Source organism: Streptomyces sp. NBC_00285, assembly GCF_036174265.1.
GTDB lineage: Bacteria > Actinomycetota > Actinomycetes > Streptomycetales > Streptomycetaceae > Streptomyces.
Genome location: NZ_CP108055.1, coordinates 4,176,661 through 4,194,868, shown reverse-complemented (window position 1 = coordinate 4,194,868; position 18,208 = coordinate 4,176,661). Strand labels below are relative to the sequence as shown.

15 protein-coding genes and 1 tRNA gene are annotated in these 18,208 nt (G+C 69.5%); 6 read left to right on the top strand and 10 right to left on the bottom strand.

The genetic code is table 11. From position 1 onward, the window contains the following. Positions 1-26: 26 nt before the first annotated feature. On the top strand, positions 27-1,340 hold the full coding sequence (locus tag OHT57_RS19320; RefSeq protein ID WP_328747698.1) for a glycoside hydrolase family 36 protein: 1,314 nt from the start codon (positions 27-29) through the stop codon (positions 1,338-1,340). Continuing rightward, positions 1,337-3,325 carry a beta-galactosidase gene (locus tag OHT57_RS19315; protein ID WP_328747697.1) on the top strand — a complete coding sequence of 663 codons (1,989 nt, stop codon included), beginning with the start codon at positions 1,337-1,339 and terminating at the stop codon, positions 3,323-3,325. The genes OHT57_RS19320 and OHT57_RS19315 overlap by 4 nt, the downstream gene beginning before the upstream one ends. A gap of 79 nt (positions 3,326-3,404) precedes the next feature. Here OHT57_RS19315 and OHT57_RS19310 read toward each other — a convergent pair whose 3' ends face one another. The 4 genes from OHT57_RS19310 to OHT57_RS19295 form a co-directional block, all read right to left on the bottom strand. Continuing rightward, complete coding sequence (locus OHT57_RS19310) at positions 3,405-4,844, bottom strand: GH1 family beta-glucosidase (RefSeq protein ID WP_328747696.1); 1,440 nt, start codon at positions 4,842-4,844, stop codon at positions 3,405-3,407. 101 nt (positions 4,845-4,945) lie between these two features. Beyond that, positions 4,946-5,854, bottom strand: a complete 909-nt coding sequence (locus OHT57_RS19305) for a carbohydrate ABC transporter permease (protein WP_328747695.1) — start codon at positions 5,852-5,854, stop codon at positions 4,946-4,948. 11 nt (positions 5,855-5,865) lie between these two features. Beyond that, positions 5,866-6,879, bottom strand: a complete 1,014-nt coding sequence (locus OHT57_RS19300) for a carbohydrate ABC transporter permease (RefSeq protein ID WP_328747694.1) — start codon at positions 6,877-6,879, stop codon at positions 5,866-5,868. A 5-nt stretch (positions 6,880-6,884) separates the two neighbouring features. Beyond that, positions 6,885-8,213 (bottom strand): ABC transporter substrate-binding protein, encoded by a 1,329-nt coding sequence (locus OHT57_RS19295; RefSeq protein ID WP_328747692.1) that lies wholly within the window; start codon positions 8,211-8,213, stop codon positions 6,885-6,887. A 379-nt stretch (positions 8,214-8,592) separates the two neighbouring features. Here OHT57_RS19295 and OHT57_RS19290 point away from each other — a divergent pair, with 379 nt between their 5' ends. Then, positions 8,593-9,648, top strand: coding sequence for a LacI family DNA-binding transcriptional regulator (locus OHT57_RS19290; RefSeq protein ID WP_328747690.1), 1,056 nt, complete (start codon positions 8,593-8,595; stop codon positions 9,646-9,648). A gap of 184 nt (positions 9,649-9,832) precedes the next feature. Here the strand turns inward: OHT57_RS19290 and OHT57_RS19285 are convergent. The 4 genes from OHT57_RS19285 to OHT57_RS19270 all read right to left on the bottom strand — a co-directional run bounded on the left by OHT57_RS19285 (position 9,833) and on the right by OHT57_RS19270 (position 12,632). After that, positions 9,833-9,905, bottom strand: a tRNA-His gene (locus tag OHT57_RS19285). Positions 9,906-9,982: 77 nt separating this feature from the next. Further along, on the bottom strand, positions 9,983-10,585 hold the full coding sequence (gene orn, locus OHT57_RS19280; RefSeq protein ID WP_328747688.1) for an oligoribonuclease: 603 nt from the start codon (positions 10,583-10,585) through the stop codon (positions 9,983-9,985). Between the two features lie 125 nt (positions 10,586-10,710). Continuing rightward, positions 10,711-11,937: a GlxA family transcriptional regulator gene (locus OHT57_RS19275; RefSeq protein ID WP_328747687.1), complete on the bottom strand. Its 1,227-nt coding sequence runs from the start codon at positions 11,935-11,937 to the stop codon at positions 10,711-10,713. A 386-nt stretch (positions 11,938-12,323) separates the two neighbouring features. Then, positions 12,324-12,632 carry a hypothetical protein gene (locus tag OHT57_RS19270; RefSeq protein WP_328747686.1) on the bottom strand — a complete coding sequence of 103 codons (309 nt, stop codon included), beginning with the start codon at positions 12,630-12,632 and terminating at the stop codon, positions 12,324-12,326. A 347-nt stretch (positions 12,633-12,979) separates the two neighbouring features. Here OHT57_RS19270 and OHT57_RS19265 point away from each other — a divergent pair, with 347 nt between their 5' ends. Both OHT57_RS19265 and OHT57_RS19260 read left to right on the top strand, forming a co-directional pair. Then, positions 12,980-13,507 carry a universal stress protein gene (locus OHT57_RS19265; RefSeq protein ID WP_086855635.1) on the top strand — a complete coding sequence of 176 codons (528 nt, stop codon included), beginning with the start codon at positions 12,980-12,982 and terminating at the stop codon, positions 13,505-13,507. 116 nt (positions 13,508-13,623) lie between these two features. Further along, positions 13,624-14,190, top strand: coding sequence for a GPR1/FUN34/YaaH family transporter (locus tag OHT57_RS19260; RefSeq protein WP_328747685.1), 567 nt, complete (start codon positions 13,624-13,626; stop codon positions 14,188-14,190). 146 nt (positions 14,191-14,336) lie between these two features. Here OHT57_RS19260 and glmS read toward each other — a convergent pair whose 3' ends face one another. Both glmS and OHT57_RS19250 read right to left on the bottom strand, forming a co-directional pair. Beyond that, positions 14,337-16,154, bottom strand: a complete 1,818-nt coding sequence (gene glmS, locus OHT57_RS19255) for a glutamine--fructose-6-phosphate transaminase (isomerizing) (RefSeq protein ID WP_328747684.1) — start codon at positions 16,152-16,154, stop codon at positions 14,337-14,339. Between the two features lie 39 nt (positions 16,155-16,193). Then, positions 16,194-16,451 (bottom strand): hypothetical protein, encoded by a 258-nt coding sequence (locus tag OHT57_RS19250; RefSeq protein WP_328747683.1) that lies wholly within the window; start codon positions 16,449-16,451, stop codon positions 16,194-16,196. 186 nt (positions 16,452-16,637) lie between these two features. Here OHT57_RS19250 and OHT57_RS19245 point away from each other — a divergent pair, with 186 nt between their 5' ends. Beyond that, positions 16,638-18,200, top strand: coding sequence for a purple acid phosphatase family protein (locus tag OHT57_RS19245; RefSeq protein WP_328747681.1), 1,563 nt, complete (start codon positions 16,638-16,640; stop codon positions 18,198-18,200). The last annotated feature ends 8 nt before the right edge of the window (positions 18,201-18,208 follow it).

Genomic DNA, 18,208 nt, shown 5'->3' with positions numbered 1-18,208 from the left:
CGCCCTTCACTTGAAAGAGAACCACCGTGCCCCACCCCTTCACCCCGGTCGCCTCCGTGCCCCTGGACGCGCGCGAGGCGCGCGTCCACGAGGAGGGCTGGCAGTCCTGGAGTCCCAGTGGCGCCTACGCCCTCGGCGACAAGCCGTACCGCCCGACGAACGACAACTGGGCGACGGTCTGTTACCGGCCGGGCGTCACCGTCCCCGAAGGCGCCTTCCAGGGCGAGGGGCTGCTGGCGCTCGACCCGGGCGACGGCTCCCCGGTGCGGCTGTGGGCGGCGGCGGAACCCACGCGTGAGGTCCCGTCGATCCGCCTGGTCGTCGAGGGCGACACCGCCGAGGTGAGCGCCGACGGCCCCGTGAAGGAGTTCACGGGTACGGACATCCAGGCGACGCTGGCCGAGTGGGCCGCCGGTCTCGGGGTCACGGCCCCGCGCCCGGCGCCCACCGTCTGGTGCTCCTGGTACGAGTACTTCACCGCCGTCACCGAGGACGACATCCACGAGAACCTCCGCGCGATGGACACCCTCGACCTGCCGATCGACGTGGTCCAGATCGACGACGGCTACCAGAAGGCCCTCGGTGACTGGCTCACGCTCTCCGGCCGCTTCCGCTCCCGCGCGGGCATCGCCGACGCGATCCGCGCCCGCGGCCGCCGCGCCGGAATCTGGACAGCCCCCTTCCTGGTCGACCCGGCCAGCGACCTGGCCGCCGAACACCCCGACTGGCTGGTCAAGGACCTCGACGGCGGCTTCCTGCACGCAGGCCGCAACTGGGGCCACGACCTGAGCGTCCTGGACACCACCCACCCGGAGGCGGCCGCCTACCTGACCGAGGTCTTCCGGACCCTGCGCGCGGAGGGCTACGACTACTTCAAGGTCGACTTCCTCTACGCGGGCGCCCTGGAAGGCGTACGGCACGGTTCCGAGGACGCGCTCCAGGCCTACCGCGCGGGCATCGAACTGATCCGTGCGGCGATCGGCGAGGACGCCTATCTGCTCGGCTGCGGCGCGCCCCTCCTGCCGTCCGTCGGACTGTTCGACGCGATGCGGGTCAGCCCCGACACGGCCCCGCACCGCCGCTCCGAGGCCGACGACTACAGCCAACCCGGCCAGGACCCGGCCGAGTTCACCGGCGTCGGCCGCCAGTGGCAGCACGGCAGCTTCTGGGTCAACGACCCGGACTGCCTGATGGCCCGCCCGGCCGTCGAGACACGCGAGCGCTGGGCCGCCCACGTGGAGGCCACCGGCGGCCTGATGGCCTCCAGTGACCGCCTGCTGTCCCTGGACCTGTGGGGCGTGGAGACGACGCGCCGCCTTCTCGGAGGAGTTGACCGATGATCCCCGAGGGCATCGCCTACGGCGGCGACTACAACCCCGAGCAGTGGCCCGAGGAGGTCTGGGCCGAGGACGTACGCCTCATGCGCGAGGCGGGCGTGAACATGGTCAGCGTCAACATCTTCGCGTGGGCGCTCCTCGAACCGCGTGAGGGCGAGTACGACTTCACGCGCCTCGACAAGATCCTCGGCCTGCTCCACGAGAACGGCATCGCCGCCGACCTCGCGACCCCGACGGCCGCCCCGCCGGCCTGGTTCTTCCGCAAGCACCCGGAGGCGCTGCCGGTCGACAAGGACGGCAGGAGGCTGTCGTACGGCAGCCGCCAGACGTTCTGCCCGTCGAGCCCGGCGTACCGCGAGGCGGCTCTGCGGATCACGGGCGCGGTGGCCGCCCGGTACGCGGACCACCCGGCGGTCGTGATGTGGCACATCCACAACGAGTACGGCTGCCACAACGCGGAGTGCCACTGCGATGTGAGCGCCGCGTCCTTCCGGCGCTGGCTGCGCTCCCGCTACGGCGACCTGGCGGCCCTCAACGACGCCTGGGGCACGACCTTCTGGAGCCAGTGGTACTACGACTGGGACGAGATCATCCCGCCCCGCGCCACGGGTGCCGTCCCGAACCCCACCCACCAGCTGGACTGGCGCCGCTTCTGCTCGGACGAACTGCTGTCGCTGTACAAGGCGGAGCGCGAGGTGCTGCGGGAAGCGGCCCCCTCGGTGCCGGCCACCACCAACTTCATGGTGATGTATAACTTCGACGCCCTCGACTACTGGCGCTGGGCACCGGAGTTGGACTTCGTCTCCAACGACCACTACCTGCGCTCCACCGACCCCGAGTCGGAGATCGACATCGCGCTCAGCGGCGACATCGTGCGCTCGCTGGCCGGCGGCCCGTGGCTGCTGATGGAGCACTCGACGGGCGCGGTGAACTGGCAGCCGGTCAACAGGGCCAAGACGGCAGGGGAGTTGCGCCGCAACGCGCTCGCACACGTCGCCCGTGGCGCCGACGGCATCGCCTACTTCCAGTGGCGGGCCGCGAAGGCCGGTGCCGAACAGTGGCACTCGGCGATGCTGCCGCACGCGGGCACGGACAGCCAGATCTGGCGTGACGTGGTGGCGTTGGGCGCGGACCTGAAGGCGCTGGCGGAGGTGCGGGGCAGTTCGAGCCCGGCGTCGGTCGCCGTCGCCTGGGACTGGAACGCCCGCTGGGCCCTGGAACTCCCCTCACAACCAAGCGAGTCGGTCCGCTACCTGGACGTCGTACGGTCGTGGTACGAGCCGCTGTGGCGGTCCGGCGTGGCCGTGGACTTCGTCCATCCGTCGGCGGACCTGTCGCAGTACCGCCTGGTCCTGGCCCCCGCCCTGTACCTGGTGGACGACGCGTCGGCGGCCAACCTCACCGGCTTCGCGGCGGGCGGCGGCACCCTCGCCGTCGGCTTCCACAGCGGAGCCGTCGACGCCAACTGCCACATCCGCCTGGGCGGTTACCCGGGCGCCTTCCGCGAGACGCTCGGCGTCAGCACGGACGAGGTGTTCCCGCTGCTGCCCGGCGAGACGCTCTCTCTCGACGGCGGTGGTACGGCGTCGCTGTGGTCGGAGCGGGTCCGGCTGGCGGGCGCCGAGGCGGTGACGTCGTACGGCTCGGGGCCGTTGACCGGAGTCCCGGCGGTCACCCGGCACACGTACGGCGACGGCACGGCCTGGTACCTGGCCACCCACCCCGATCCCGGCACGCTCGCGGGCCTCCTCGACCGCATCCGCACCGAGGCGGGCGTGGAGCCCGTCCGGGAGACGCCGGAGGGTGTGGAGGCGGTGCTGCGCCGGGGCGAGGACGCTGACTATCTCTTCCTGATCAACCACGGTGAGGGCGACGCGTCGGTGCAAGTAGCCGAGCGGGCCACCGAGTTGCTGACGGCGAGGAGTATCGAAGGCGGCCTGGTGACCGTGGCGCCGGGCGATGTCGTGGTCGTACGGGAAGCACGCTGACACCACCGTGGGACACGGCGGGGCGCGGCACCCCCCTCGGCTGCCGCGCCCCGTCCCCCGTCCCCCGTGTTCGTGGTGGCTACTGGATGCTCTCGACCTCCGGGAGCGTGCCCGAGCGGGCCGCCCGGCCGTACCAGAGGGCGCTCGACTTGGGTGTCCGTTCCAGCGTCGTGTAGTCCACGTAGACCGCGCCGAAACGCTTCTCGTAGCCGTACGCCCACTCGAAGTTGTCCAGCAGGGACCACAGGTAGTAGCCGCGTACGTCCGCGCCGTCGGCGATCGCGCGGCGGACGGCGGCGAGGTGGCCGTGCAGATACGCGATGCGCTCCGGGTCGTGGACGCGGCCGTCGGGGTCGGGCTTGTCGTCGTAGGCCGCGCCGTTCTCCGTGACGTACAGCGGCAGACCGGGCGCCTCACGCGTGTACCGCATGATCAGGTCGTGCAGACCGGTCGGGTCGATCGTCCAGCCCATCTCCGTGCGCTCGCCCGGCGTCTGGTGGAAGGTGACGTCGTCCGCGCCCGGCCACGGGGAGTGCGAGCTCGCGCCGTGGCCGTCGGCGCGCGGGCCGCTGGTGTCCGTGTCGGCCGCCGAAACCAGCGTGGGCGTGTAGTAGTTGAGGCCCAGCGCGTCCAACGGCTGGTTGATCAGGGCGAGATCGCCGTCCTCGACGAACGACCAGTCCGTGACCAGCTCCGTCGCCGTGATCAGCGTCTGCGGGTACGCCCCGTGCAGGATCGGCCCGTGGAACACGCCGTTGGCCAGGTCGTCGATCTTCTGTGCCGCCGCCAGGTCCGCCGCGTCCTGCGAGAAGGGGCGCACCACCGACGAGTTGAGGCTGAGCGCCACCGAGTTGCGGGCCGGCATGGACGCCCGCAGTGCCGAAGTGCCGAGCCCGTGTGCCAGGTTGAGGGTGTGTGCGGCCTTCAGCGAGGCCGCCGGGTCCGTGCGGCCCGGCGCGTGCACCCCGGAGCCGTAGCCCAGGAAGGCGCTGCACCAGGGCTCGTTGAGGGTGATCCACTGCTCCACCCGGTCGCCGAGGGCTTCCCCGACGATCTGCGCGTACTCGGCGAAGCGGTACGCGGTGTCGCGCTCCGGCCAGCCGCCCGCGTCCTCCAGCTCCTGGGGCAGGTCCCAGTGGTAGAGCGTGACGGCGGGCTTGATGCCGTGCGCGAGCAGTTCGTCCACCAGCCGGCGGTAGAAGTCCAGGCCACGCTGGATGGCGGGCCCGCGGCCGGTCGGCTGCACCCGGGACCAGGAGACCGAGAAGCGGTACGCCGTCAGGCCCAGGTCAGCCATGAGCGCCACGTCGTCGCGGTAGCGGTGGTAGTGGTCGACAGCGATGTCACCGTGCTCACCGCCCGAGGTCTTGCCCGGAGTGTGGCTGAAGGTGTCCCAGATGGAGGGCGTACGGCCGTCCTCCCGCACCGCCCCCTCGATCTGGTACGCGGAGGTCGCGGCGCCCCAGAGGAAGGCAGCGGGAAAGGTCACCGGGGTCGCCGGCGTTGCGGACTCAGGCATGGAAGCGCTCCCATTTGAGGTCGCAGGACCTCTTGGTAGAGGGGGAGGGGAGAGTGGAAGGGGGCCGGAGCAGCGGTGGCCCGGCCCCCGGGAAGCCGAGGTCAGCCCTTCACGGCACCCTGCATGATGCCACCCACGATCTGCTTGCCGAAGATCGCGAAGACGATCAGCAGCGGCAGCGTGCCGAGCAGCGCGCCCGCCATGATCAGGGACTGGTCGGGGGTGTAGCCGCGGCCGAGGCCCGCGACCGCGACCTGCACGGTCGGGTTGCCGGTCTGGGTCAGGACCAGGAAGGGCCACAGGAAGTCGTTCCAGGTCTGCACGAACACGAGCATGCCCAGCACGGCCATCGCGGGGCGCGCGGCCGGGAACACCACGTGCCACACGACCCGCCAGCTGCTCGCGCCGTCCACCCGGGCCGCCTCGATGATCTCGTCCGGCAGTGCCTGGATCAGGTACTGCCGCATGAAGAACACACCGAACGCGCTCACGAGCGACGGGAAGATCACCGCCTGGAGCTGGTCGGTCCAGTCGAGCTTGGCGACCATCATGTACAGCGGGATCACGCTCAGCTGCGGCGGCACCATCATCGTGCCGATGACGAGCAGCATCAGGGCGCCCCGGCCCCGGAACCGCAGTTTGGCGAAGGCGAACCCGGCGATCGTCGACAGGATGACGACAGTGATCGCCGAAACCCCGGCCACGAACGTGGTGTTGAAGAACGCCTCACCCAGGTTGGCGTCGTTCCAGGCGAGGTCGAGGTTCTTGAAGAGGTTCCCGCCGAACCAGAACGGCGGCGGCGACTCGGCCAGCCGGTTGTTGTCGCGCGAGGCGGCGATCGCCGTCCACACCAGCGGGAACAGCGAGACGATGCTGAAGACGATGAGGATGAGGTAGGCGACGGGGCCGGCGTGCAGCTGCCCGCCCGCGCGTGCGGCCTTCGGGCCGCGTGAGCGCTTCGGCGGCTCGGGCGCCGCGTCGGCCGGAGGTTTGGTCAAGGTAGTCGTCACGGCCGGTTCTCCTAACTGCTGGCGCGCAGCCGGCGCGAGATGACGTAGTTGACGATGCCGATCACGATGAGGATCAGGAACATCGTCCAGGCGATCGCCGAGGCACGGCCCAGGTGCTGGTTGACCCAGCCCTGCTCGTACAGGTACAGACCGAGCGTCTGGAACTGGTGTTCCGCGCCTCCGGAGGAGCCCTTGTTGACGTCGAACAGCAGCGGCTCGCCGAACACCTGGCTCGCCCCGATCGTCGACACCACGGCCGTGAACAGGATCGTCGGACGCAGCGACGGCAGCGTCACATGCAGGAACTGCCGCCAGCGGCTCGCCCCGTCCAGGGCCGCCGACTCGTACAGGTCCTGCGGAATCGCCTGCATCGCCGCGAGGTAGATCAGCGCGTTGTAGCCGGTCCAGCGCCAGACGATGATCGTCGAGACGGCGATCTGCGAGGGCCACTTGTCGCCCTGCCAGTCGATCGCGTCGATGCCGACGAAGTGCAGCGCCCAGTTGATCATGCCGTAGTCGCGGCCGAAGAGCAGCACGAACACCAGCGAGGCGGCGGCGATCGAGGTCGCGTACGGCGCGAGCATCACGACCCGGTAGAAGGTCGACGCGCGCAGTTTGTAGTTGAGGATGTGGGCGATGCCCATGGCCATCAGCAGCTGCGGAACGGTGGAGATGATGCCGATGGTGAGAGTGTTCTTCGCCGCGTTCCAGAAGAACTCGTCGTCGAAGATCCGGGTGTAGTTGCGCAGCCCCACCCAGCTCATGTCGGTCGGTGCGGTCAGCTCCACCTGGTGCAGCGAGGCCCAGCCGGTGTAGATCAGCGGGAACAGCCCGAACGCGAGGAACAGCAGGAAGAACGGCGAGACGAACGCGTACGGGCTCCAGCGCATGTCCCGCTGCCAGCGGCGGGACAGCCGGGCGCGCTTCCTGGCCGCCTCGGGCGATACCGCGTCGGCCGGCGGGCGGCCCGGGGCCGCGCCCCCCTCCTTGGTGGGGGGCGCGGCGGTGTCGTTACGGGTGGCCATACGGGTCACTGGTCCAGGTTGTTGTCGATGGTCTTGACCGCCGTGTTCCAGGCCTCCTCAGGCGACTTGCCCTTCGTCACCAGGATGACGCCGTTGTCCGACAGACCCTGCATGACGATCTGGTCCTTCGGGCCGATGACCTGCACCGGGGCCGACTTGGCCGCCTCGGCGAAGACCGGGCCGATCTTGTCCGAACCGGTCATCTCGTTGGTGGCGCCGGTGACTTCGGGCATGGTGTAGGCGGCCGGGGCGCTCGGGAAGCTCGCCTGCACCTTGAACAGCGTCGCCTGCTGCTTCGGCGCGGTCAGCCAGGTGATGAACTCCTGGGCCTCCTTCACGTGCTTGCCGCTCTTCGGCACGGTCAGGAAGGTGCCGCCCCAGTTACCGCTCTTGGGCGAGGTGGCCACGGCCCACTTGCCCTTCGAGTCCGGCTGCGCGTTGCCCTTGATCGTGCCGAGCATCCACGGCGGGCAGGCGATCGCGGCGAACTTGCTCTTGGCGATCGTGGTGTTCCATGCCGGCTGGAACTGCGTCTGAGGCTGGACCAGACCCTCCTGGGCGGCCTTGGCGGTCAGGTTGAACCCGGCACGGATGGCGGGGTTGGTCTTGTAGATGACCTTGCCGGAGGCGTCGTAGAACTTCTCCTTCTCGCTGCTCAGGATCGCGTTGAGCAGACCACCGGGGGAGTCCATGAAGTAGGTGCCCTTGGGCGCCTTCGCCTTGTACTGCTTGCCGACGTCGACGAGCTTGGACCAGTCGCCCGCCCACAGTGCGGCGACCTTGTCGGGCTCCGTGGGCAGACCGGCCTGCTGGAAGAGGTCCTTGCGGTAGCAGATCGCCATCGGACCGACGTCCGTGCCCAGGCCGATCGTCTGACCGTCCTTCGTCGTGGCCTGCTGCCACTTCCAGTCCAGCCAGTTGCTCTTGTCCACGCCCGCGACCTTGGACATGTCCGTGAGCTTGTCCGCCTGCGTGGCGGTGACCTCGGCGATGTTGGCGACCTCGACGGCCTGGACGTCCATCAGACCGCTGTTGGTGGTGAGGTGGTTCACGAGCGGCGGGTAGTAGTTCTCGTTCCGCTCGATGACGTTCTGGCTGATCTTTATGTTCGGGTGGAGCTTCTCGTACTCGGTGTAGAGGCCGGCTTCCTGGAAGCCCATGGTGCCGAACAGCCCCACCGTGATCGTGGTCTTGCCCTTGCCGCTGCTGTCCGACGAACCGGAACCGTCTCCGTCCTTTCCGTCGTCGGCACAGCCGGCCAGCAGCCCCGCGCCCAGCGCGGCTACGGCGGCGAGGACCACCGTTTTGCGGGCGGTTCGGGTACGTGCTCGCATTGCGTCCTCCTGTTGCCCTGACGTGCCGACCCCCCGGCCAACTGCGTTGTTGGGCCCGTTAGTTCTAGCTGCGGCTCGGGCGGGGAACGTGCGGGATGTTTATGTCTCAGGTACCGTGGGAGCGCTCCCACCGGTGATGTGTTGAAGGGTCGCGGGTTGGAGCGAGGGTGTCAAGGGAGTCGGCGAGGGGAGATGCCTTCAGTTATCAGCCTGTTAACTGGACCGACTCGGACCGCGCTCAACCCGTCCCGGCGACGGAGGTGAGGCCGTCCAGGCCGGAGCGGGTGTGCGTGGCGACGGCCACCGCGACGGCCGACGGAACAGGCGGGACTGTTAAATTCCAGGCCAGCGTGTAGACAACGGCGGAAGGCGGAGCCCAATGGCAAGCCACGGAGCGCGGAGCCGCAGCGGTGGCCGGCCCACCCTCGAAGAGGTCGCCGCGCGCGCCGGCGTCGGCCGGGGGACCGTCTCCCGGGTGATCAACGGCTCGCCCCGGGTCAGCGACGCGACCCGCGCGGCGGTCGAGGCGGCGGTGGCGGAACTCGGGTACGTCCCGAACACGGCCGCCCGCGCCCTGGCGGCCAACCGCACGGACGCGATCGCGCTGGTGGTGCCCGAGCCGGAGACACGGTTCTTCGCGGAGCCGTACTTCTCGGACATGCTCAAGGGCGTCGGCGCCGAGATCTCGGACACCGAGATGCAGCTCCTGCTGATCTTCGCGGGTAGCGACCGCGAACGCCGCCGGCTGGCCCAGTATCTGGCCGCGCACCGGGTCGACGGCGTCCTGCTGGTCTCCGTCCACGCCGACGACCCGCTCCCCGACCTGCTGGCCCAGCTGGAGATCCCGGCGGTGATCAGCGGTCCCCGCTCGGCCGGGGAGACGCTCCCCTCGGTCGACTCCGACAACTACGGCGGCGGCCGCTCGGCCGTGGAGCATCTGCTGGCCGGCGGCCGTCGGGCCATCGCCCACATCACGGGCCGCCTAGACGTGTACGGTGCCCAGCGCCGCGTCGACGGCTACCGCGACGCGCTGCTCGACGCGGGCCACGAGGTGGACGAGCGGCTGATCGAGCCCGGTGACTTCACCGAGGAGGGCGGCCGCCGCGCCATGACGACGCTGCTGGCCCGCCGCCCCGACCTGGACGCGGTCTTCGCCGGTTCCGACGTCATGGCGGCGGGCGCCCGCCAGGTCCTGCGCGAGGAGGGCCGCGCCATCCCCTCCGACGTGGCCCTGATCGGCTACGACGACTCGGCCATAGCGCGCCACATGGACCCGCCCATGACCAGCGTCCGCCAGCCCATCGAGGAAATGGGCCGCCGCATGATCGACCTCCTCCTCACCGAGATCGCCGACCGCCGCCCGGCGGTCTCCCGGGGGCTGGAGCGCAGGCAGGTGGTACTGGCCACGGAACTGGTGGAGCGGGCGTCGTCCTGACGGCGGAGACCGCAGCCCGGCTGCTCGACCGGGCACGGCCCTTCCTGCGAGCGTCCCACATCCCGCGACCGTGTCCGACTCCACCGCGGTTTGCGGGAGTTGACGAAGGGGAGCAACATGCCCGGTCCCGGAAACGACCTGAGCCGGTGACCTTGTTTCCAAGGTCACCGGCTCAGGTACTGAGGGTGAGTGACGGGACTTGAACCCGCGGCCACCTGGACCACAACCAGGTGCTCTACCAACTGAGCTACACCCACCATGTTCGGCTGCTCGGATCTCTCCGACCGGCCGAGAAAAAGTGTACAGGGTCTGAAGGGGTGCTCGCTCCCGGCTTTTACCGCCCAGGAAGGACGTGCTTGGCGGCGATCGTCTTCGCCGTGTCGGAGTCGGGGCCGGGCTGCGGGACGAAGATCGCCTCGCGGTAGTAGCGGAGTTCGGCGATGGACTCGCGGATGTCGGCGAGGGCGCGGTGGTTGCCGTTCTTGTCCGGGCTGTTGAAGTAGGCCCGCGGGTACCAGCGCCGGGCGAGCTCCTTGACGGAGCTGACGTCCACGATCCGGTAGTGCAGGTAGTTCTCCAGGGCGGCCATGTCACGGAGGAGGAAGCCGCGGTCCGTGCCGACGGAGTTGCCGCACAGGGGCGCCTTGCCGGGTTCCTTGACGTGCTCGCGGACGTAGGAGAGGACCTGCTCCTCGGCGTCGGCGAGCGTCGTGCCGCCGGACAGCTCCGTGAGCAGTCCGGACGCGGTGTGCATCTGACGCACCACCTCCGGCATCGTCTCCAGCGCCTGGTCCGGCGGGCGGATGACGATGTCCACACCGTCGCCGAGCACGTTCAGCTCGGAGTCGGTGACGAGGGCGGCAACCTCGATGAGAGCGTCGTCGGACAGCGAGAGGCCGGTCATCTCGCAGTCGATCCACACCATGCGATCGTTCATGCGAACACCCTACGGCTGACGTCCGCTTTTAGGTGCCCCGCGTCGGCGTCGGGCACACGGCTCGCCTCGGTCGTCCGGGACCCGAAACGCCGGGCGGGCTCTGTGGCCCGCCCGGCGTCAGGACGTCACGCTCCGCTGCGCTGCCCCGGCACGCTCGCCCGGCCGCTGACGTACAGCTCGCGGCCGTTCTCCGACGGCGGGCCCACGGGAGCGGGGGTGCGCCGGGTCTGCAGGGGTACCGGACCGCCCTCCGGGTGCATCTGCACGGGCGCGCTGGGCGCGGGACCCGTCGGGCCCCCCAGCGAACCGTCGCTGTCCACCGGCTTGTCGCTCTGCGGACGGCGCGCCCGGTACGCGGCCCGGTAGGCCGCCGGGGACGAACCCAGCTGCCGCCGGAAGTGCCCGCGCAGCGCCACCGGCGAGCGGAAGCCGCAGCGGCCCGCGACCTCGTCCACCGAGTAGTCCGACGTCTCCAGCAGCCGCTGCGCCTGCAGCACCCGCTGGGTGATCAGCCACTGGAGAGGGGCCGAACCCGTCAGCGAGCGGAACCGGCGGTCGAACGTACGACGGCTCATGTACGCCCGCGCCGCCAGCGTCTCCACGTCGAACTGTTCGTGGAGGTGCTCCAGCGCCCAGGCGACGACCTCGGCGAGCGGGTCGGCGCCGATCTCCTCTGGTAAAGACCTGTCGAGGTAGCGCTCCTGGCCGCCCGAGCGGCGCGGCGGGACCACCAGACGGCGGGCCAGCGCACCGGCCGCCTCGTTGCCGTGGTCCGTCCGCACGATGTGGAGACACAGGTCGATTCCGGCCGCGGTGCCCGCCGAGGTCAGCACGTCGCCGTCGTCCACGAAGAGTTCTCGTGGATCGACGTGCACCGACGGATAGCGCTTGGCCAGTGTCGGCGCGTACATCCAGTGTGTCGTCGCGGGGCGGCCGTCCAGCAGGCCCGCCGCGGCCAGCACGAATGCGCCGGTGCACAGCCCGACGATGCGGGCGCCCTCTTCGTGTGCCCGGCGCAGTGCGTCGAGCGAGTCCTCAGGCGGCGGTGAAGTGATCGAGCGCCAGGCCGGCACGACGACCGTGCCCGCGCGTGAGATCGCTTCCAGGCCATGTGGCGTGGTGAGTTCCAGGCCCCCTGTGGTCCGCAGTGGGCCTTCTTCGCCGCCGCACACCAGCAGACGGTATCGGGGTACGCCGGCGTCCTGGCGGTCGATCCCGAACACCGACAGTGGTATGGAACTCTCGAAAATGGGGCCGCCGCTGAACAGCAGCACCGCGACGATCTCCTTGCGGCGTCGCCCGGAAAGCTTCCGGGCCGCGGCTTCCGGCGCGGCAGTGGAGTCGTGGCTCATACTGCTAAGCCCCCCTCGGTGGTCGCGGCGCCCCTAACTTGTCGGGCATGTCGCTCCAGCACGTTTCCCCTCGGTCCTGCACGAGTCCCCCGCCGTAAGACGTCAAGATCGAATCTACTGTGTCCCGTGGTGTCGGCGTGACCAGTTCGTCATCCGGCACATTGTCGACTTGGCAACTTGGCGTAAAGCATTCGATCACGAAGCGTTGCACTCGTGGGCCGTGCAGGGAAGTGCGCCTTGTCGCAGTGGCTAATCCACGTAGGGTGCGCGGGGCTCCGGAGACCCTATCCGTGCAGGTGGAACGCGGGTTGGGGGGTAGTCGGACCCAAGGACACGCGGAACGTGGAAGTTGGCTGAAAAGAGTCGTCCCGGTGTATGAAAACCGGTCAGCCGACCGGTGTGCTTCCGCCGGTGTGACGACCGCCTCGACGGGGCCCGCCGCCGCTCCTGTGACGGTGTCCGCGATGGGGCGCCCGCGCCTCCTGGGCCAGGCGGGCCGCGCCGCGCTCCGACTGGCGCAGGAGGATACGGCAGACGGCCGTGACGGCGGCGAGGCCGAGCGCGGTCCCCGTGGCGCCGGCGAGCGAGGTGCCGTACAGGACGAGGACCACCGGGACCAGGACGCAGCTGAAGACCGCCCAGCGGACCAGGTCGGTGGTGGAGTCCTCGGAGGGCGGCGGTCGGTGTCCGGTCATCGTGTGCTCCCTGGGGCGTCTCCCTGCGGCGTGGCTCACAGGGGTCAACGCGCGTTCGACCGGTCGGTCACTGCGCCGGGGGCCGTTCGGTGGGCACGGGCCGGGCCGGGGCGCAGCAACGGGCGCGTGAATCCTGTGCAAACCGCCTGTACAGCGCAGCAACCATTGCGTTACGGGCGCGCCCTCGTGCATGCTCCCTGGAACCCCCACGCTCCGAGGGCGGGATCTGGGCCAAGGAAGCGTGCAGCCGTACCCTTGGGGGTATGGGGTTGGGAAGATGATTCCCGGACACAGCTCCGCCGCTCACTGTCGTCCCTCCGTATAAGGATCACAACGCCGAGACAGCCATGGCCGGTCACGAATTCTTCGAACCAGCGGACCGCAAGCGGCCTGTCGCCGATCCCACGGCGGCCGAGCCCCTGGCGGCGGAAGAGCCACGCCACTCCTGCGACCCTGCCTTCAAGCACGGCGTCGTCGTGGGCTTCGACGGCTCGACATCCAGCGAGCGCGCCCTCGCGTACGCGATCGGCATGGCCCATCGCTCCGGCTCGGGCCTGATCATCGTGCACGTCGCCAACCGGCTGCCCACTACCGTGTGGGCCGGCTGCGAGCCACCGGTCTTCGTCGACGTGCCGGACCACCGCACCGAGGTGCTCGGCCTGGAGCTGGCCTGCGCGGACTATCTGGCCGAGGTGCCCTGGATCCTCGTCGAGCGCGGTGGGGACATCTGCCACGAACTCGAGGAGGTCGGGCGGGAGTACGAGGCGGACGCTATCGTCGTCGGCTCCACCCACGGCCTCGTGGGGCGCATTTTCGGGTCCGTCGCGGGACGGCTCGCCAAGCGGGCGAAGCGGCCCGTCATCGTGATTCCGTAACTCGCCGTTCTCCCAGGTGGGATGAGCGAATTTCCTCGTGCGCAGAGGTGTTTGTGCCCTTGTGAAGGGCATATATCGGTCACCGTACAACTGCACACGCACGAAGGGAGCCCGCTGTGGACAAAGACGTCTCCGCGGGAAGCGCGACCACTACCGTGGTCGGCCGACTGGCCCTGGGTATCACCCTGTTGGCGTTCGGACTCGGCCACACCGATGTGATCAACGGCGTGACGGCGGCTGACGCCGTCTCAATCGCCCAGTACGTGGGGGGCGTTGCCCTCTTCGTAGCAGGACTGCTCGCCTTCCGCGACGGCGACTCCGTCGGGGGCACGGCGTTCTCGGCGCTCGGGGCCCTGTGGTTCACCTGGGCCGTCTCGGCCGACAACCAGATGTCCGCCAACGCGGCAGGACTGTTCCTGCTGCTGTTCGCCCTCGTGGCGCTCACGCTGAGCCTCGCGGGCGGCGACCAACTCGCCCAGGGAACCTACGGGTTGTTCTTCGTCTCCCTCGTACTGCTCGCGATCGGTGTCTTCGCGGGCAATGACGGGCTGGGCAAGGTCGGGGGCTGGTTCGCCGTGGCTGCGGGGGCCGTTGCCTGGTACGCGGCGACGGCTGCGCTCGCGCACTGGCCGACGGCGCTTCCGACGCGTGCTGCCGGCCGGGGCGTGACGGCCACCGGCTAGCCGCACGGGCCGGGGGGTTGGGCGGCTCCCCGGCGACGAGACGGACCCCCAGTGCCAGGTGGCATCACGTGGGGGTCCGTTCCGTTGTGTGGCCTCTGCGGGTGCGTGGGGGCTTGTCGCGCAGTTCCCCGCGCCCCTGGCTGTGCTTACTCGACCGTTACCGACTTGGCGAGGTTCCTCGGCTTGTCGATGTCGCGGCCGAGCGCAAGTGCCGTGTGATAGGCGAGGAGTTGGAGGGGGATGCCCATCAGGATGGGGTCCAGTTCGTCCTCGTTCTTGGGGACCACGATCGTCTCGTCGGCCTTCTCCTGGTGCTGGTGGGCCACCGCCAGGATCCTGCCGCTGCGGGCCTTGATCTCCTCCAGGGCGGCGCGGTTCTTCTCCAGCAGGTCGTCGTTCGGGACGATCGCCACTGTGGGCAGGGCGGGCTCGATCAGGGCCAGGGGGCCGTGCTTGAGCTCGGAGGCGGGGTAGGCCTCGGCGTGGATGTAGGAGACCTCCTTCAGCTTCAGGGAGGCCTCGCGGGCCACCGGGTAGCCCCGGACGCGGCCGATGAAGAGCATCGAGCGGGACTCGGCGTACTGCTCGGCCAGCTTCTTGATGTGCTCCTCCTGCTCCAGCATCTCGGTGATCTGCGCGGGCAGCCGGCGCAGGCCCTCGATGATCCGCTTGCCGTCGCGGACGGAGAGGTCGCGGGTGCGGCCCAGGTGCAGGGCGAGGAGCGCGAAGGCGACCGTCGTGTTGGTGAAGCACTTCGTGGAGACCACGCAGACCTCCGGGCCCGCGTGCACGTAGATGCCGCCGTCCGCCTCGCGGGCGATCGCCGAGCCCACCACGTTCACGACGCCCAGGACCCGGGCGCCCTTGCGCTTCAGCTCCTGGACGGCCGCGAGGACGTCGTACGTCTCACCGGACTGGGAGACCGCGATGTAGAGCGTGTCGGGGTCGACGACCGCATTGCGGTAGCGGAACTCCGAGGCCGGCTCGGCGTCCGCGGGGATGCGGGCCAGCTCCTCGATCATCTGGGCGCCGATCATGCCCGCGTGGTACGAGGTGCCGCAGCCGAGGATCTTCACCCGGCGGATCTGGCGGGCCTCGCGGGCGTCCAGGTTGAGGCCGCCCAGGTGCACGGTGGAGAAGCGGTCGTCGATACGGCCGCGCAGGACGCGGTCCACGGCGTCGGCCTGCTCGTGGATCTCCTTGTGCATGTAGGTGTCGTGGCCGCCCATGTCGTAGGAGGCGGCCTCCCACTCGACGGTGGTGGGCTCGGCCGTGGTGCGGGTGCCCTCCGTCGTGTAGGTGCGGAAGTCGTCGGCCTTGAGGGTGGCCATCTCGCCGTCGTCCAGCGTCACGATCTGCCGTGTGTGGGCGACCAGCGCGGCGATGTCCGAGGCGACGAACATCTCCTTCTCGCCGATGCCGAGGACGACCGGGGAGCCGTTTCGGGCCACCACGATGCGGTCGTTGAAGTCGGCGTGCATCACGGCGATGCCGTAGGTGCCCTCGATCACCCGCAGGGTGTCGCGGACCTTGTCCTCCAGCTTCTCCGCCTGGGAGCGCGCGATGAGGTGGACGAGGACCTCGGTGTCGGTCTCGGAGAGGAACTCGACACCGTCCGCCTCCAGCTTGCGTCGCAGGTCGGAGGCGTTGTCGATGATGCCGTTGTGGACGACGGCGACCTTGCTGTCGGCCGACATGTGCGGGTGGGCGTTCACGTCGGAGGGGGCGCCGTGGGTGGCCCAGCGGGTGTGCGCGATGCCGGTCGTGCCCTTGAAGCGGGCCGGGACCTTGGCCTCCAGGTCACGCACCCGGCCCTTGGCCTTGACCATCCTCAGGCCTGCCGTCTTCGGCGAGGTGACGACGATGCCCGCCGAGTCGTAGCCGCGGTACTCCAGGCGCTGCAGGCCCTCCAGGAGCAGGGGTGCCACGTCGCGCTTCCCGATGTATCCGACGATTCCGCACATATATACGTATTCCTCAGCGTTCCCGGCGATCTCGGTGGATCAGCCGTAGACGATGCGGCGCAGCTGCCTGAGCGTGAGCTCCGGCGGGGCTACCGCCCGGTATGTCAGGTCCGCCTCGATCTGTCCGAAGATCTCCGCGTTGACCAGGCCCTGGGTCTGGAGTTCACGGTGGCGGCGACGGACGAACTCCGTGGTCGTCTCGTCGAAGTAGGCGAGCACGTCCTGGATCACCCGCAGCGCCTCGCCCCGGCTCAGGGGCGTGGATCGCGTCAGATGATCAACGAGTTCGTCGTGCACCCGGTAGATCCTGAGGGACGTCGGCGGGTTATGCAAGAAATCTGCCCGATATCGGGCAACGGTCTGTTAGAAATCCTTGGGCGAACATTGAATCTCTCATGAGTCGCTGTTCGCGGACTGTCCATACGGCGTCTTGCGGGACGTCGCTCAGGGAGACGAGTTTCAGACGCCATGGACATTCCTCGTATGGGAGTACCGGACCAGCTCGCCGAGCGCATGAGCATGGCCGAGCAGCACGAGTACCTGCGCGCCAGATTCTCCCGGCGCAACATGATCAGGGGCGGCGCCGTCACGCTGGGCGCCGTCGCGGGTGGCGCGTTCGTCCCGGGCGCCGTCGCCCAGGCCGCCACGCCCACCCAGACCTTCGCCTCCGCCGCCACCGTCGACGGCTCGCTGGTGGCCCCCTTCGGCCGCCACCTCGCCTACGGCACCGACGCCCGCACCGAGATGACCGTCTCGTGGCAGGTCCCGGTCGCCGTCAAGCGGCCCTTCGTCCGCATCGGCGCCCACCCCTGGGACCTCTCGCGCAAGATCGAGGCCGAGGTGCGCAGCCTCTACACGCCCGCCGGCGTCGGCGCGAGCGGCGACCACACGCAGTACTACGTGCACGCCAAGCTGACCCACCTGCGCCCCGGCCAGACGTACTACTACGGCGTCGGCCACCAGGGCTTCGACCCCGCCGAGCCGCACCTCACCGGCACCCTGGGCACCTTCACCACCGCGCCCGCCCACAAGAAGCCGTTCACCTTCACGGCCTTCGGCGACCAGGGCGTCAGCTACCACGCCCTCGCCAACGACAGCCTGATCCTCGGCCAGAACCCCGCCTTCCACCTGCACGCCGGCGACATCGCCTACGCCGACCCGGCCGGCCAGGGCAAGGCCTCCGACACGGTCTTCGACTCGCGCACCTGGGACCAGTTCCTCGCCCAGACCGAGTCGGTCGCCAAGTCCGTGCCGTGGATGGTGAGTTTCGGCAACCACGACATGGAGGCCTGGTACTCGCCCAACGGCTACGGCGGCGAGGAGGCCCGCTTCACGCTCCCCGACAACGGGCCGGACAAGAAGAACCTGCCGGGCGTCTACTCCTTCGTCCACGGCAACACCGCGGTCATCTCGCTGGACCCGAACGACGTCTCCTTCGAGATCCCGGCCAACCTCGGCATCTCCGGCGGCACCCAGACCAAGTGGTTCGAGGGACAGCTCAAGAAGTACCGGGCCTCGAAGGACATCGACTTCATCGTCGTGTTCTTCCACCACTGCGCCTACTGCACCTCCACCGCGCACGCCTCGGAGGGGGGCGTGCGCCAGGAGTGGGTGCCGCTGTTCGAGAAGTACACGGTGGACCTGGTCATCAACGGCCACAACCACCAGTACGAGCGCACCGACGTCATCAAGGGCGACAAGGTCGTCAAGAAGCTCCCGATCGGCGAGACCGCGTACTCCGAGACCGAGGGCGTCGTCTACGTCACGGCGGGCGCGGCCGGCCGCAGCCTGTACGCGTTCACCGCGCCGGACTCCTACGAGGGGCACCTGAACGAGGTCGACTCCGTCGCCTCCTTCATCAACACCAAGGACGGCAAGGTCAACGAGACCGTCACCTGGTCCCGGGTGCGGTACCTCAACTACTCCTTCCTGCGCGTGGACGTCGAGCCCGCGCCGCGGGGCCACTACGCCAAGCTGAAGGTGTCGGGTATCGCCGAGACCGGTGACCGCATCGACCACTTCACGGTGGCGCGCAGGGCGAAGTAGCGTCCCCG